16 protein-coding genes are annotated in these 14376 nt (G+C 47.2%); 11 read left to right on the plus strand and 5 right to left on the minus strand.

The window, feature by feature from the left end; genetic code table 11:
* The 5 genes from B2X00_RS12145 to B2X00_RS12165 all read left to right on the plus strand — a co-directional run.
* Window positions 1–873: hypothetical protein (locus tag B2X00_RS12145; protein WP_290487921.1), on the plus strand; the 873-nt coding region annotated here is incomplete at its 5' end.
* 259 nt (window positions 874–1132) lie between these two features.
* Window positions 1133–1933, plus strand: coding sequence for an alpha/beta fold hydrolase (locus B2X00_RS12150; RefSeq protein WP_290487923.1), 801 nt, complete (start codon window positions 1133–1135; stop codon window positions 1931–1933).
* 228 nt (window positions 1934–2161) lie between these two features.
* Window positions 2162–2539: a photoactive yellow protein gene (gene pyp / locus B2X00_RS12155; protein WP_290487924.1), complete on the plus strand. Its 378-nt coding sequence runs from the start codon at window positions 2162–2164 to the stop codon at window positions 2537–2539.
* Entirely contained in the window at window positions 2539–3804 is a 1266-nt protein-coding gene (locus tag B2X00_RS12160) for an AMP-binding protein (RefSeq protein WP_290487925.1), read from the plus strand. The genes pyp and B2X00_RS12160 overlap by 1 nt, the downstream gene beginning before the upstream one ends.
* Window positions 3794–5383 (plus strand): HAL/PAL/TAL family ammonia-lyase, encoded by a 1590-nt coding sequence (locus B2X00_RS12165; RefSeq protein WP_290487926.1) that lies wholly within the window; start codon window positions 3794–3796, stop codon window positions 5381–5383. The genes B2X00_RS12160 and B2X00_RS12165 overlap by 11 nt, the downstream gene beginning before the upstream one ends.
* Here B2X00_RS12165 and B2X00_RS12170 read toward each other — a convergent pair.
* The gene (locus tag B2X00_RS12170) at window positions 5356–5604 is read right to left on the minus strand and encodes a DUF4282 domain-containing protein (RefSeq protein WP_071463399.1); all 249 of its coding nucleotides are present in this window, start codon (window positions 5602–5604) and stop codon (window positions 5356–5358) included. The genes B2X00_RS12165 and B2X00_RS12170 overlap by 28 nt on opposite strands.
* A 236-nt stretch (window positions 5605–5840) precedes the next feature.
* Between B2X00_RS12170 and B2X00_RS12175 the strand changes: the two genes are divergently transcribed.
* From B2X00_RS12175 to B2X00_RS12185, 3 genes are all read left to right on the plus strand, one after another.
* On the plus strand, window positions 5841–6503 hold the full coding sequence (locus tag B2X00_RS12175; protein ID WP_290487928.1) for a hypothetical protein: 663 nt from the start codon (window positions 5841–5843) through the stop codon (window positions 6501–6503).
* 531 nt (window positions 6504–7034) lie between these two features.
* Window positions 7035–7436 carry a GFA family protein gene (locus B2X00_RS12180; RefSeq protein WP_290487929.1) on the plus strand — a complete coding sequence of 134 codons (402 nt, stop codon included), beginning with the start codon at window positions 7035–7037 and terminating at the stop codon, window positions 7434–7436.
* 141 nt (window positions 7437–7577) lie between these two features.
* The gene (locus tag B2X00_RS12185) at window positions 7578–8147 is read left to right on the plus strand and encodes a hypothetical protein (protein WP_290487930.1); all 570 of its coding nucleotides are present in this window, start codon (window positions 7578–7580) and stop codon (window positions 8145–8147) included.
* Window positions 8148–8211: 64 nt separating this feature from the next.
* On the opposite strand, the gene B2X00_RS12190 is transcribed toward B2X00_RS12185, so the two are convergent.
* Window positions 8212–10302, minus strand: coding sequence for a TonB-dependent siderophore receptor (locus B2X00_RS12190; protein WP_290487931.1), 2091 nt, complete (start codon window positions 10300–10302; stop codon window positions 8212–8214).
* Window positions 10303–10494: 192 nt separating this feature from the next.
* Between B2X00_RS12190 and B2X00_RS12195 the strand changes: the two genes are divergently transcribed.
* Window positions 10495–11412 carry a glycerophosphodiester phosphodiesterase family protein gene (locus B2X00_RS12195; protein WP_290487932.1) on the plus strand — a complete coding sequence of 306 codons (918 nt, stop codon included), beginning with the start codon at window positions 10495–10497 and terminating at the stop codon, window positions 11410–11412.
* A gap of 51 nt (window positions 11413–11463) precedes the next feature.
* Here B2X00_RS12195 and B2X00_RS12200 read toward each other — a convergent pair whose 3' ends face one another.
* The 3 genes from B2X00_RS12200 to B2X00_RS12210 form a co-directional block, all read right to left on the minus strand.
* On the minus strand, window positions 11464–12018 hold the full coding sequence (locus tag B2X00_RS12200) for an REP-associated tyrosine transposase (protein WP_290487933.1): 555 nt from the start codon (window positions 12016–12018) through the stop codon (window positions 11464–11466).
* A gap of 167 nt (window positions 12019–12185) precedes the next feature.
* The gene (locus B2X00_RS12205) at window positions 12186–12656 is read right to left on the minus strand and encodes a GNAT family N-acetyltransferase (RefSeq protein ID WP_290487934.1); all 471 of its coding nucleotides are present in this window, start codon (window positions 12654–12656) and stop codon (window positions 12186–12188) included.
* Window positions 12657–12756: 100 nt separating this feature from the next.
* Window positions 12757–13122 (minus strand): hypothetical protein, encoded by a 366-nt coding sequence (locus tag B2X00_RS12210; protein WP_287832407.1) that lies wholly within the window; start codon window positions 13120–13122, stop codon window positions 12757–12759.
* 73 nt (window positions 13123–13195) lie between these two features.
* On the opposite strand from B2X00_RS12210, the gene B2X00_RS12215 reads away from it, so the two are divergent.
* Together B2X00_RS12215 and B2X00_RS12220 are read left to right on the plus strand one after the other, a co-directional pair.
* Window positions 13196–13939 carry an SIMPL domain-containing protein gene (locus B2X00_RS12215; RefSeq protein ID WP_290487935.1) on the plus strand — a complete coding sequence of 248 codons (744 nt, stop codon included), beginning with the start codon at window positions 13196–13198 and terminating at the stop codon, window positions 13937–13939.
* A gap of 190 nt (window positions 13940–14129) precedes the next feature.
* A complete protein-coding gene (locus tag B2X00_RS12220) occupies window positions 14130–14300 on the plus strand; it encodes a DUF6435 family protein (RefSeq protein WP_110571970.1) in 171 nt (56 codons plus the stop codon).
* Window positions 14301–14376 lie beyond the last annotated feature (76 nt).

A 14376-nucleotide genomic window follows, 5' to 3' on the forward strand; every position in this document is an offset into this window, starting at 1 on the left:
ATTAGTCATTCTAATCAAGGAATGCATCCGCGCCTGATGCAGTTACAAATCGCTACATATAACCATCCGCAATTTGTCCAAGAGGCTATCCGAGACGGAGTCGATTACACCAATAGCTTAATCGCACATTTAGAAAGTATGGCCAATAACATAAGTGAAACTTTCGAGACCTCGCAAGAGTTTTATGATTGGATTGATGGTCGAGCACAGCAAACAGCCAGTGCACAATTAATCAATGCTCAAACAAGCAACTCAGGCGAGTTTTTATGCGCTGAAGACAGCTCAGAGTATAATGCAGTGAAAGCCGCACTAGGCGCAGAATTTAGGTTCAAATTACGAGAGCTCATTAATGAGCAATTTGCTGAGTGGGACGGTATACCAGGAGCGTCTTTTGACGAAGTCGAGTTGACCGACCTAGGTTTAGGCATACAAGTACGTGGATTTAATGTATTTCTGATTTGGGATAATAAACAGACAAAGAAAAATCTCATTTTCGACTTTCCTCTTCCAGACGGGTTAGCGGTGGAGGGCAATGGCAGACCCTCAAGAGTCACTTATACTCTAGATCCGTCGCCAGGAGCTCATGTTGACGTTTCGTTAAACGAGAGCTTGACTAATATTAGCAACAACTACTGGAAGGATTTAACCGATCCTGCGATGGGAAAATCGGAGGTGTCACCGTGTGTAGAAGTTGCGTTCAAAGAAATTTTTGGAGCAGACAGAGTGAATAAGACCCCTACCAGCACTAGGTCTGGAGGAGGTTATAAACCGCTTCCGGGCTCAGGTGAAGGCGGCCGGGATAGCCAAGTGTGTGAACTCCACATTTACGATTATAATGACAAGCCTATAATGACACTAAAAGTTCGCTGCTAAATTGTAGTCCCAGCAACCCTCTCATGTGTATTAGCCTCATTTTAAAACGGACACTCATTAGTCAAGCGATAGGCATAAGCCTACTTAAAAGGAGCGTCTACCGACCTCCATAATATTGCAAATTTACATTATTGTGTCTGAATATTGACGGTACAGTGCTTTTTCCCACTATTGTATGCGTGCTCTTGTAGAAACCTGAGTGTCTGCCAAGGCATTAACCTGCAGAACCTAATTATAAACACGTTTTTAAGGAAGCATCATGAAGTTAGTTGGCTTGTGTTTTGGTCTTTTGTTTTCCGCAGCGGCTTTAGCTAGCCCCGATCTTGTGAAGGTTAAAGGGTACGATCTCGAGTATGAGATAGCCGGAGAGGGCAGTGAAGTTATCCTTCTGGAGGCGGGGGGCAGTGCGGGTATGTCGGATTGGGATCCGGTGTTTAAGCAAATGTCGGAGCACGCCAAAGTGATTCGCTATTCGCGGGTGGGTAATGGCCAATCAACTGCCATTAAACAGCATTTCACATCGCGCGATTATGCTGAGCATGCGAGTATTCTGTTGACCGAGCTCGATGTTAAACAGCCAGTTATATTTATCGCGCACTCGTACGGCGGGAGTGTTGCCCGAGACTTTGCGGCGGCTTATCCCGAGCAGATAAAAGCGTTGATGATGCTCGATCCTTCTTCTGAGCATGATGTGGATATTTTACGCGCTATCGATTTAGAAAAGGGCAATCAAGAAATTGCTGAAATAAAGCTCGCCGATATGAAAGGCGGTATGTCGAATCAATATTTGGACTTTTGGAGTAAGCGTCCGTTACCCGACTACCCCGAAATTAAGGATATGCCGGTCACGGTGATTGCTTCGGTGAGAACAATGGAGAACCCTCCCAACTTGTTTTTCACCGAGCAAGGTCGAAAAATGTGGGGTGAGTTATGGCAAGCGTGGGCGAATGCGTTCCCGCAGGGCAAGTCGGTTTTGACCGAAAAAAGTGGCCATTTTGTGCAGTTTGATGAGCCTGACTTAGTCCTGAGCGAGCTGTTGGCATTGATGCAGCGGCTTTAGAAGGCGCTGTGCAACAATCGCCAGTCTGAATGTCATGGGTTATTCAGCGTAGTAACCTTATTGAGTTACATTTGATAAAGTAACCGAATAGGGTTACTTGCAGGGATTTCTTCGTGCGCCAGAGGCGCACGCTACTATACAACTTGTGTTATTTTTTTATTAATCCTGATCCAAAACTGTTAAAAACGGATAACCCCTCTTGAACAATCGTTTAATTTGGAGAGTTTGATGGAAATTGTACAGTTTGGATCTAATGATATCGAAAATAAGCTGGCTTCGATGAACAAGGACCAGTTTGATGATGTGGCGTTTGGTGCTATACAACTGGACGAGAACGGCACGATTATTAAATACAATGCAGCGGAAGGTGACATCACGGGTCGCGATCCTGAAGCGGTTGTTGGAAAGAACTTTTTTACTGACGTTGCACCTTGCACTAACAGTAAAGAATTTAAAGGTAAGTTTGACGAGGGTGTTAAAAACGGTGATTTAAACACCATGTTTGAGTATACCTTTGACTACGAAATGAAGCCGACCAAAGTGAAAGTGCATATGAAAAAAGCACTCACTGGCGATACCTATTGGGTTTTTGTTAAGCGCCTTTAATGAAGTGCTTATCACAAGACTCAATTATTGCCATCATCGGCGCGTTGATCGCCGATGAGTTGGCAACGTTACGCCCTTCGGATGAACAGCTTTGGAAAGGGCGTCAATGGCACCCCGATACGATGATTACGACGCGCTCGCGTGCGCGGGGCGAGAGCAATGAGGTAGAAGTCGATTCGTTCGAATGGATTTCGATTGCCAGCCGCGTGGTTGAGTTCTTCCAGCTCGATAGCAGCGGAGTAGAGGATTACTTGCTGCGAGTCTCCAGTTTGGCGCAATGGGCCGAGGTTGTTACCGCAAGTCGAACGCAGGGCAGTAAAGACATTACATTCTCGACGTCGGGCTCGACCGGCAAGGCAAAAAAGTGTGTTCAGCGTTGGGATAACCTCGTCCTTGAGGCTGAATATTTTGCTCACTACTTCGCCAATATCGACGCACCCGTCACCCGACTGATTAGTGCGGTTCCTCCGCACCATATTTATGGATTTATTTTTTCGGTTTTATTGCCAGAGATACTCGACGTGCCCGTGATGAGAGGGCTCAAGGCATTCTCTCTGACGCAGCGTCAGGCGTTGTCTGCGGGCGATTTGATCGTTGGCTTCCCGGGCTGGTATCAACAGTTGGCGCAGGCTCAGACTGAATTTGCTGAAGGCATTAACGCGGTGTGTTCAAGCGGTCCCGTCGCTGGCGAGGTGTTACAACGCTTGCAGCAACACGGGTTAGCTGAGGTGATTGAAGTATACGGTAGCAGTGAAACTTCTGGCTTGGGCGTTCGAAGGGAGCGCGGTGGCTGGTATAAGCTATTACCGCGGTGGCAGAAAAAAGATGCCGAGCACCTCACCGATATTGCAATGCAAGCTGCAGTTGCGCTCCCCGATGAGGTCGATTGGCTGGATGAAAGTCACTTTAGGCCGCTGGCGCGCATCGATCATGCGGTTCAGGTAAATGGCTACAATGTTTATCCCAAGCGGGTTGCCGCTGCTATTGCTGAACATCGGCTGGTTAAAACGGCGCGGGTCAGGCTGCATGAGCACGATGGCGGCACCAGTTTGAAGGCGCTCATGGTGCCTAGCCAAGATGCCCGCCTGATGCCGGTTGACGAGATTATTGCGCAGGTGCGTGAAGAGCTGATGAATCAACTTGCGCGTATTGAGGTTCCACGGACGTTTACGGTTGCCAGCCATGTGCCACTTAACGATATGGGCAAAGAGACTGACTGGGATCCGAACGCTGCTTTAATAGGTTACCCAGTTAATGAAGGATAGCGTTGTATTTGATGGTTCTGACTTATCGCTCACTGATATTGTTGAATTGAGTCAGCAAAATAAGAAGGCGTCACTATCCCGTGATGCTGATTTCGTGGAGCGTATCGAGCGTGGTGCACGCCTTGTTGATAGCGTCTTAAGTAACGAAGGCGAGGTTTATGGCATTACAACTGGTTATGGCGATAGCGTGACGACTTCGGTGGCTGAGCATCAAGTTAATCAGCTACCGATTAATTTAACACGTTTTCATGGCTGTGGTTTGGGCGCCCATTTTTCGGCTGAAGAAACCCGCGCGATACTTGCCGTTCGGCTCTGTTCGTTATGCCGTGGCTACTCGGGGGTGAGCTATGCGTTGCTTGAGCGACTCACGCTGATGCTCAACGAGAACGTGTTACCGATGATTCCCGAAGAGGGCAGTGTGGGTGCGAGTGGCGACCTCACGCCATTGTCTTATATTGCGGGTGCCTTGATTGGTGAGCGTGATGTGGTGTTTAACGGCGAGATCATGAACAGTGCAAAAGCCTTTGATGCGCTGGGACTGGAAACTTATCAGTTACGTCCGAAAGAGGCGCTTGCGCTGATGAATGGCACGGCGGTGATGACCGCATTAGCGTGTTTAACGTTCGCGCGTGCGGATAACTTAACGTCTGTTTCGAGTCGCATTACCAGCTTGATGACGATTGCTGTGGGAGGTAACCCGTACCATTTTGATGCGGCGTTGCATGCGGTTAAGCCTCATCAAGGCCAGCAGCAAGTTGCACGTTGGATTGCCGACGATTTGGGCGTCGAACAGGCTCGTAAACCGACGCAGACACGACTTCAGGATAGATACTCTCTGCGCTGTGCTCCGCATATTATTGGTGTAGTGAGAGATTGCCTACCCTTTTTAAAGCAGACTATCGATAATGAGTTAAACAGCGCCAACGATAACCCGATTGTGGATGTTGAGAATCAGCGTATTCACCATGGTGGGCACTTTTACGGCGGCCATATTGCCATGGCGATGGATACGCTTAAGACGCAGGTGGCGAATTTAGCGGATCTGCACGATCGGCAGATGGCACTTTTGTTGGATACCAAGTCGAATAATGGATTACCACCTAATTTATCCGCCGCTGAGGGGGATGACTTGGCGATTAGTCATGGATTTAAAGCGGTGCAAATTGGTTGTTCGGCATGGACTGCGGAGGCACTGAAATTAACGATGTCGGCGAGTGTGTTCTCGCGTTCTACGGAGTGTCATAACCAAGATAAGGTGAGTATGGGGACGATTGCTGCGCGTGATTGCCGTCGCGTTTTGGAATTAACGCAACAGGTTGTCGCCGCGTCGCTGTTAGCCGCCACTCACGGTGTAAAGCTGCGCTGCTTGGTTTCGCCCAATACTGAGATTGAGCCACCGCTGCAGGACTATGTCGACAACCTCGTGAGTGAGCATCCCTTGCTTACCGAAGATCGTCCCCTCGAAAACGAACTCCGCGCATTAACGCGTTGGGTAGGTCGCGCATTTTGCGCGACATCTGGATTTGCCCGTGCGCACCATGCGCATGCTACTTATTCTGATTTATTAGCCATTTTTTGAAGGTTTTCGTGGATTTTAAATAACACGATAAGCAATTCGCACCAGATCCTCGCGCCAATAGCACCGAAAATAATGATACCTAATCCGGCGAAAAAGCCACCGCCATATTGGGTGAACATTGAACCTATACCGGAAATCAAACAGCCTAAGAGCATAAGCCAGTAGACAAAAGTGATGATTTTGGGCGTTAGCATCGAGTTGAATACGAATATATTTTTCATCGTCAGTTCCTTTTGTAGTTATTTTGGCACCTAAAATTAGCATCAGTGCTTGAGTGAACCCTCTATTTATAACGAATTAACGTTTAATTTACAATGGGTTAATATGTTTAGCTTTTGTGCTAAGGTGGCCTCAATCATCGTGCGCAAGATGCGCCCGTTACGGCGGTGCGGTAGGTCGATGTGGTAGGTCGTGCATTTTGCGCGACATGCGATGCTGTGATGGGAAGGGAGCTGTTGTGTTAAAAAATAATCGCTACATAATTATTGTTGTCTTATGTGTTGTTATTCCCCTTTTAGAGAGCCTGAGTCCAGCAACGCTTTGGGGATTAAATTTCGAATCACCGTTGGTGATGGCTAATCTTGGGAATATTATTCTCGTTCTTAAAATTGTGAGCGTTGCTACGGCTGCCTATTTGTTGTTTTATCAACAGCGAGCTATTGCTGATGTGTTTAACCGTAGCGCTTTTAAAGTCGCCTTCTTTAGTACGTTTTATGTACTCGCAGCGTTGCAATTAGCGGTTTTATTTTGGGGGCTGGTGTCATTTTTAATATCACCCTCGAATGATTTTTTTCATTACGAAAAAACGATAGGTGATCAAACATTTTACGTTCACAACGCTGACTCTGGCGCATTGGGCGGCGAGTTACATGTTTATTTGAAGTGCCCATTAGCACTGAACCGCTACAAATTAGAGCCAATAGGATCGGTGGAGTGGCTCAAAAACTTTGACCTGACGGTCGTCGACAACACTGTGGTGCTCAGTTCGAGTGACACCCCTGAGGGCGTCGAGCAAGTTTACAAACTGCCAATAGGCGGCGCATCGTGCGGTAAGTCGCGCATCCTGCGCGACAATGGATCTGTGCGTGCGCACAATGCGCACGTTACGTCGGTACGGTAGGTCGCGCCTTTGGCGCGACGTGGGATATCGCCCGTGCGGTAAGTCGCGCATCCTGTGCGACAATGGATCTGCCCGTGCGCCAGAGGCGCACGCTACCTCTTTTGCTTGCTACGTATGACCAAAAGCTGCCATGCGGCATAACCTGTGACGAGGGCGAAAACTAGTTTCTTACCTAAATAAACCCAGTCGAAATCGGTGTTTGACCAAAATAAGAAAAGTGTAATATCCACAATATTTATCAAGCACACTATTGATGCCAGAATAGCGAACAAAAGAAGATACGATTCTTTAAAAAAAGACACTGAAAAAGTCCTTATTTTTTATAGTTGTTTTTATTACGGTAATTGTTCTGGTATTAAAAAACAAACCGGCGTTTTGAAGCTTGCGGTAGGTCGCGCATCGTGCGCGACGTTGGATTTGCCCGTGCGCAAAATGCGCACGCTACGGCGTTGCGGTAGGTCGCGCATTCTGCGCGACAATGGATCTGTCCGTGCGCACAATGCGCACGTTACGTCGATGTGGGAGATATAAATGGATAAACATCAAGGTTCTTGTCTATGTGGTGCTGTGACGTTTGAGGTGCAGGGGCGGTTTGATAGCTTTTATTTGTGCCATTGCCAGCATTGTCAAAAGGATAGCGGCTCTGCCCACGCGGCTAATTTGTTCTCTCAATCGGCTCAGTTAGTTTGGCATTCTGGCGCCGACGCAGTCACCTCTTTCACATTAACCGGCACGCGGCATCATAAAAGCTTTTGTAAGCATTGTGGCTCGGCCGTACCGAACACACAAATCACTGGTTTGCTCGTGGTCCCAGCCGGTAGCCTAGACACAGATCTCGACATATCGCCGACCGCACATATTTTTTCATCCAGCCGCGCGCAATGGGATAACCCCAACATCGACCCCCCCGTGTTCGACCGATTACCCCGGTAGGTCGCGCCTTGGGCGCGACGGTCGATACCGCCCGTGCGCAAAATGCGCACGCTACTGCTTGAAACTTTTTTACAGACTCACAGTCAGAATTTTCCCGAATACATTTAGTTAACATTGTTATTTGATAATTTAGGATGCACTGTGAATAAATTAAAAATGCTTTTGGCTGTGAGCTTGATAGCACTTGTATCTGCGTGCGGCAGTATTCCGCTAACGACCATGGTCAAATTGATGGATATGAACCCTTTAGAGGCGGACCCGAACCAGATTGTCGTGGCTGTGAAATCTCCGAATGGAGTCAGTGTCAATGACGGTGATGTAGTGCTAGATTTTAGTTTTAGAACAGGGGAACCTGAGAGCAGCTTTAATCATACCTTTCCGGTTATAGTTGATTCCGATTACGCGTTAGCCGCGGAGCTGAAAGACGAGCTTGAGAACGACGAACAGTTTACCGTAATGCGTTTATCTGAAGCTGACGCGAAAACCATGAGCGCTGGGCAGGAAACGATCCGTGAGTATCGCCGCCAGCACGAGGAAGGTGGCGCGGGAAGCATTAACGTTAGATTGGTCTCGGCATGCCAAAGCGACGAATTTACTTGGCATGACTCTGAATTAGACGTGTATTTAAAAATCGATCAAACCAATGAGTTTTTATTGTTTTTGGACGATATTGACCTCAACGAACTAGCGCTTAAAAACGGTTGTTCGTAGGTCGCGCCTTGGGCGCGACAATGGATTTGCCCGTGCGCAAAATGCGCACGGTACCGCGCGATCGTTAAAATTTATACCGGAAATTGGCCATGATGGTACGTTGTTGACCGTAGAAACAGTCGCCGCGACTTAAGCATGACGTAAGCACCGTTTTGTCGGTCAGGTTATCGATGTCGACACTGACCGAATATTGGTCCCAGTCGTAGCCGATCATGGCATCAACAAGCGTGTAAGTTGGGGTCTCGAGTAACACGTTGTTGCCGTTGTAAACGCCATAGCCACCGGAGGTATGTCCCACATACCGTGCGCCTGCGCCGATTTTAAAGCCACCCCAGCTATCTGGGCGGTATGTTGCCCAAACAGATGCCTGATGATCGGGCGTGGCTGTCAGAATATCGGCGGCATCGTTATAAGCGTAGCTCGCATAAACATCCATAAAGTCCCACGCTAACTGCGCTTCGAGCTCGACACCTTCAATCTCGACTTCGCCCATTTGCACTTGACCACTTGGATTAGGTGCCTCGGGATCGTTGACTTGTACCTGTAGGTTTTCTTGCTTGATACGATAGACCGATGCGGTAATTAAATGCTCCGTGCCTTGCGGCTGGTATTTCACTCCCGCCTCCCATTGCTTACCTTCGATAGGTACGAATGGGTTGTTATACGCATCGCGACCGAACACTGGTTGAAAGGATTCGCTGTAGCTTACGTACGGCGAAATACCACCGTCAAACAGGTACATTAATCCTAAACGACCCGTCGTAGCATATTGCTCATTGGCGGCGCTGTTTTCGGGATTGGTGGTTGCGCGATCACGACGTAACGCGGCTGAAACGAGCCATTTGTCGTCAATGCGCATGTTGTCTTGTACGTATAAGCCAAGTTGGTAATTCTTAGTTGACGCAAAATCAGTGATATCCGCCTCGGTGGGTAAGCCCGTGGCTTCACCGTAGACCGGGTCGTACACGTCAAGCGTGTTATTAGCACCGTAAGCGTAGTCGTTATCGGTGTAGGCATCTTGGAAATCGAGACCAAACACTAAATCGTGCTCGATGAAGCCCGTTGTGATGGAGCCGTGAAGTTGAAGATCCGATGTCCAGGCACGCGCATTGGCTCGTGAGAGGTACGAGACTCGGTCGACAGTACGGTTATCTTCTGCAAATTTAGGGGGCCAGCCGTACATTGTGTTGTATTCGGCGTTGCTCTCGCTGTAACGACTGGCTAATCGAATATGCCAGTTCAAGTTGATGTCATGTTCGATGATTGCAGTCAATGCGTCTTGTTCGGTGTCGTATTTGTCGAAACCCGGCTCTGAAACAAAGGTTGAGCTATCAATTTGACCAAACTCATTGGGAAACAGGGTGCCTTGCCAAGGGAAGAACTGCGTGCTTGAGCCTGATTCATTACGTTGAATATTGGCAATTAAAGTGACTTTAGTCTCGTCTGATGCGTGCCAAGTCAGCGATGGATTCAATACGAGGCTATTATCCGGAACATAATCGGTTTGTGTGTCGCTGTCACGATAAAGTCCAACTAAACGGCCTGTGAGTGAGGCATCGGAATTAAGTGCGCCTGTAATGTCTCCAGCGACTTGCTTGCGAGAGTAATTACCGAGTTGACCCCAGAGCTCGCCTTGAGTCTCGGCTTGGGGACGTTTACTGACCAGGTTGATAATACCACCGGTTGAGCCCTGACCGTAGAGTACAGAGCTCGGGCCTTTTAAAATTTCAATCTGGCTGAGTGAATAAGGATTAATGCGGACGTTGTTGTAGTAGCCAAAGAGTGATTTTAAGCCATCTAAGTATTGTACTGGCGAGACACCCCGTATTTGTGCCCAGTCGCCTCGTGTATCAACGCCGTATGGGCCATTGTAAAGTCCTGCTACATAACCAATAGCGTCCTGAACGGTGACAGCGCCTAAGTCTTCAATACGCGCCTCCGTCAATACGGAAACTGAGAGGGGAGTTTCGATGATAGGTGTATCGGACTTGGAGCCGGTCGCACTGACGTATGAAATCAGCCCGCGTGAGCTCACCTCAATCGTCTCCATCATGTCTTCTTTTTCTTTTTTTGTTTGTTGCTCTTCAGCTACAGCATAGTTGCTTGCTAATGCAATCAGAATGCTTGATGCCAATACTGTTTTTTGAATCGTCATATCCCTGTCCACTCCTGAATGTGTATTCGCGAGTGGATCATAAATGAAAACGATTCGTATTTAAACAAAAGTTTTTATTTCGTCCGTAGGTCGCGCATTGTGCGCGACATCAGATCTCTATTGATTGAATGGTTAGGATTTGCAATTATCACAAACTATTAAAAAATTCTAATAACAAATGGAAATAATAGTTTGAAACTAAAAATAATTTTATTAAGTCTCGTTGTGCTTGTGTTGTTAGGTATTGGTAACGCCTATTTTTTAGCGCCCCAAGTAAACGGCGACGGTCAGGTGGTTGCATATCGTGGCGGCGGTAGTCAGGTTGATTACGAAAAATTAAGTGATACGTCGTGCACAGCAAAATCGCTGTCGGAAGTGGGTCTGACAACGGTGGAAAATACCCTACAAGCGGCCTCGGCATCGGTTGCTGCTGGCGCGGATATTATTCATTTAAACGTTCACCTGATAAATGATAATGAATTGGTTGTATTTCACGATTGGAATCTTAGTTGTGCAACGAACGGGAATCGTCTTGTAAGTGATTTAAACGTTGATCAATTACAATCTATTGATGCGGGTTACGGCTATACGGCGGACTATGGTCGAACATTTCCCTTTCGTGGAAAAGGTTTTCGTATCGATCGGCTTGATGCGTTTTATGAACGGTTTCCTAACCAAACGTTTTGGTTGAATCTAAAGACTAATAACGAGGATGCGTTTCTAACGTTAAGTCGTTTTATAAGCGAAAAAAATAATAAAACAGTTGTCATTACGTCTGCCAAGGGCAATGAGTGGTTTGCTAACGAGACTCCGTCGCTGCAAACATTTTCAGTGAATACAGTGAAAAACTGTGGCACAGATTACTTGCTGGTTGGATGGGCTGGCGTTATCCCTGATTCATGTAAAAATACGGTTGTATTGGTGCCTCCTGACATGGCCAAGTTTATTTGGGGGTACCCCGATCGGCTTGCAGCTCGACTGGCCCAACATAACACACAGATTTACTTATGGAATAAGCACGACATTGTTCCGCCAGAACAGGCAAATATCATTAAACAGGGTGTTGGCGTTGTTACGGGTAATATCGATTTCATCGAATCAGTGAAGTAGGTCGCGCCTGTGGCGCGACCTCAGATGCCGCCCGTGCGCGCAAGGCGCACGCTACCACATGTCGTAATCGGCGAAATTGTCGTCCACCCATGCTTCGGTGATGTGTCGCCATGATTCTGGGTAACGACCTTGTTTTATATAACCATTGAGGGTGGAGTACGGCCATTCCAATGCATTATTAACGTAGCCGTGTTTGACCGGGTTAAAGCAGCAATACAGTGTATACATGTAGAGCTCTTGTTCATTACGAATGATGCGATCATAGAATCGATTGTGCCAAAGACTGCCTTGCCGTCGGCGGCGTTTTGAAAAATTAGGTTGTGAGTTTTTATAGGAAAACTCGGGTAGGGCGCGTGTGGTAAGCGCTTTGATCTTTCTAATCCGTAGATCGACTTTTTGGTCGGCAACGCCAATTAATAAATGCATATGATCGGGCAATACAACCCACGCCTGGATATCAAAAGGGTGCGATACCATGGTTGTTCGCACAGCATTGCGCAGCGCCTGAATAACCGGCTGGCGCGTTAGGTGAGGCTTGCGACCTTGAGTAGCGACGGTAATAAAAAAATAGTAACCGTCTTCGAAATAGCGACGAACATTTTTCATGCCGGCTATTTAAGACCAAAAACCACATCACAGTATTTTAAAATCCTGTACGTAGGTCGCGCATTGTGCGCGACGATGGGTTTGGCCCGTGCGCCCAAGGCGCACGTTACGTCGGTGGTTGATATCACCGCCATTCCGTAGGTCGCGCCTTTGGCGCGACATTGCTATTAAACCGGCTTTACCATGATGAAGTTTTGTAGCTCTTCGCCGCGCACTTTGACGTGTTGTGATGTGCTTACGATAAAATCGAAATGCTCGAAAAAGGGGCGTGCGGTGATGCTGACATGTGAGTAAAGCTTACTGATCCCACGGGTTTTCGCGTCACCTATTATATGCTGCATGAGCACGCCGCCTACGCCCTTTCGCTGATATTTGTAGTGACAGAAAAAGTGGTCGATAAGACCGTCTTGCTGAAGATCTGCGTAACCTGCGATATCGGCGTTTAATTCTGCAACGTATGGCGCGATTTTATTCATCTTACGTGCCCACTCATTCGAATCGTAATCGCTTGGTGCCCAGGCTTCGACTTGTGCTTGCGAGTAGTCTTTGATGTTGATGTTTCTCACGGTGTCGAAAAATATATCTCGCAATGTTGCCGCATCGGTCGGTTTATAGCTTCGTATTTTGATGTCGTACATGTTTGTGTTGTTCCGCTTTTTGGATACCACCGCCATCCCGTACGTCGCGCATTGTGCGCGACATTGCGTTTGCCCCGTGCGCCAAAGGCGCACGCTACGGCTAAATTTTATATTGGTAATCGGTTGTTTCCATGTGTTTTGTGAAAATATCACGAGAGATGGCGATGATTTCGGCGCCTTTTTCATCGTTCGTTTCGTGTGGAGGCTTCATAACTACCGCGCCTAAGTCGCTGCCACATTCGTTGTCTTTGGTGTTATAGCTTACACCGAAGCCTGGACGGCCATCTGTTCTCAGCCGATATTCGCGAAGCATATCGTTTATTACTTTTGAACCTGCTGCGACGGCTGCTTGTTCAGTTGAATAACAATAGGTTGCTACATTATTTTCTTTAGTTGTTGTGCAAGCTACTAAATTGGTTAATAGTAAACAGATAATAAAAATATGAAGTTTGAATTGATTAATCATTATATTGAGTCACTTATATAACAAACATGATTTTTAACTTAGCAACTTTGTGCGGCTATTAAAAATAAATGGGGTGTATAGATTGAAAAAATATTTATTTTTTTTGTTCTTGGTGAGTTGTTCAGCATGGAGTGATGTAATTCCAAATGCTCCTCATATCTATGTTGAAGGGTATGCTGAACAACGTGTTAAGCCGGAAATAATCGTCATTAGCGCGTACTTGAGGCATACCGACAAGGACGCCTCCGTCGCCAAAAGTGAAGTTGATCGGCGGTCAGTTGAGCTGTTTGAAGTAGTCAAAAAAATGGGAATAGCTCAAGAAGATATTCGAGCGACGCCACTTAGAATTGCGCCGCATAATGAGTATAAGAACGGCGAGGAAATTAATTTAGGCACGCGCGTTGTGCGCAGTATCGATATTACGTTACGTGATCTTTCCTTATATAACGAACTCAATCAATCGCTGGTTGATGCGGGCGTGTCAGAGACATTAGATGCTGAAGTTAAGGTTGAAAATCCGCGAGAGATTAAGAAACAAGTGCTGTTTGAGGCATTAAAAAACGCGCGTCAAAAAGCCGAACAACTTGCTGAGCTAAATGGTAAGAAGATAAAAGATGTGTATTCAATCTCAGAATTTAAAACACGTGATGAAAGTGTTTACGATTTGATACCCTCGCAAGAAATTTACGGTCAGTCTTCTAGCGAACTCGCTGGTGTATCGGTAAGGTTTCGTGCTCCGCCCCCGCAAAGCGGGCTTTTTGAAATAGGCGAAATGACCGCATCCGCCACCGTATATGTCGTGTTCACCATACAGTAGGTCGCGCCTATGGCGCGACGTTGGGTTGTCCCCGTGCGCCAAAGGCGCACGTTACGTCGGTGTTGTAGGTCGCGCATTGTGCGCGACGATGGGGGTGGCCCCGTGCGCCTGTGTTGGCTATATGCTCGCACGTCGAACTTTTTATGATCGACATACGTAATAAGGTGAGATTCCTAATTCGAGGTGTGCGATGTTCGGTCTATTTAAATCAAATCCAACTAAAAAAATGCGCAAAGAGCTGCAGCAGTTACAGCAAAAGGCAATGGAAATGCAGCGTAATGGCAATATCCGAGATAGTTCGCATATTAGCCAGCAAGCAGATGAATTGTGGAAGAAGATCCAAGAAATGGAGAAGAAGTAGGTCGCGCCTTTGGCGCGACATCAGATACCGCCCGTGCGCCAAAGGCGCACGTTACATTATGCTTCTGAATATGTAG

It is taken from the genome of Idiomarina sp. UBA3162, from assembly GCF_002364475.1.
Taxonomy (GTDB): Bacteria; Pseudomonadota; Gammaproteobacteria; order Enterobacterales; family Alteromonadaceae; genus Idiomarina.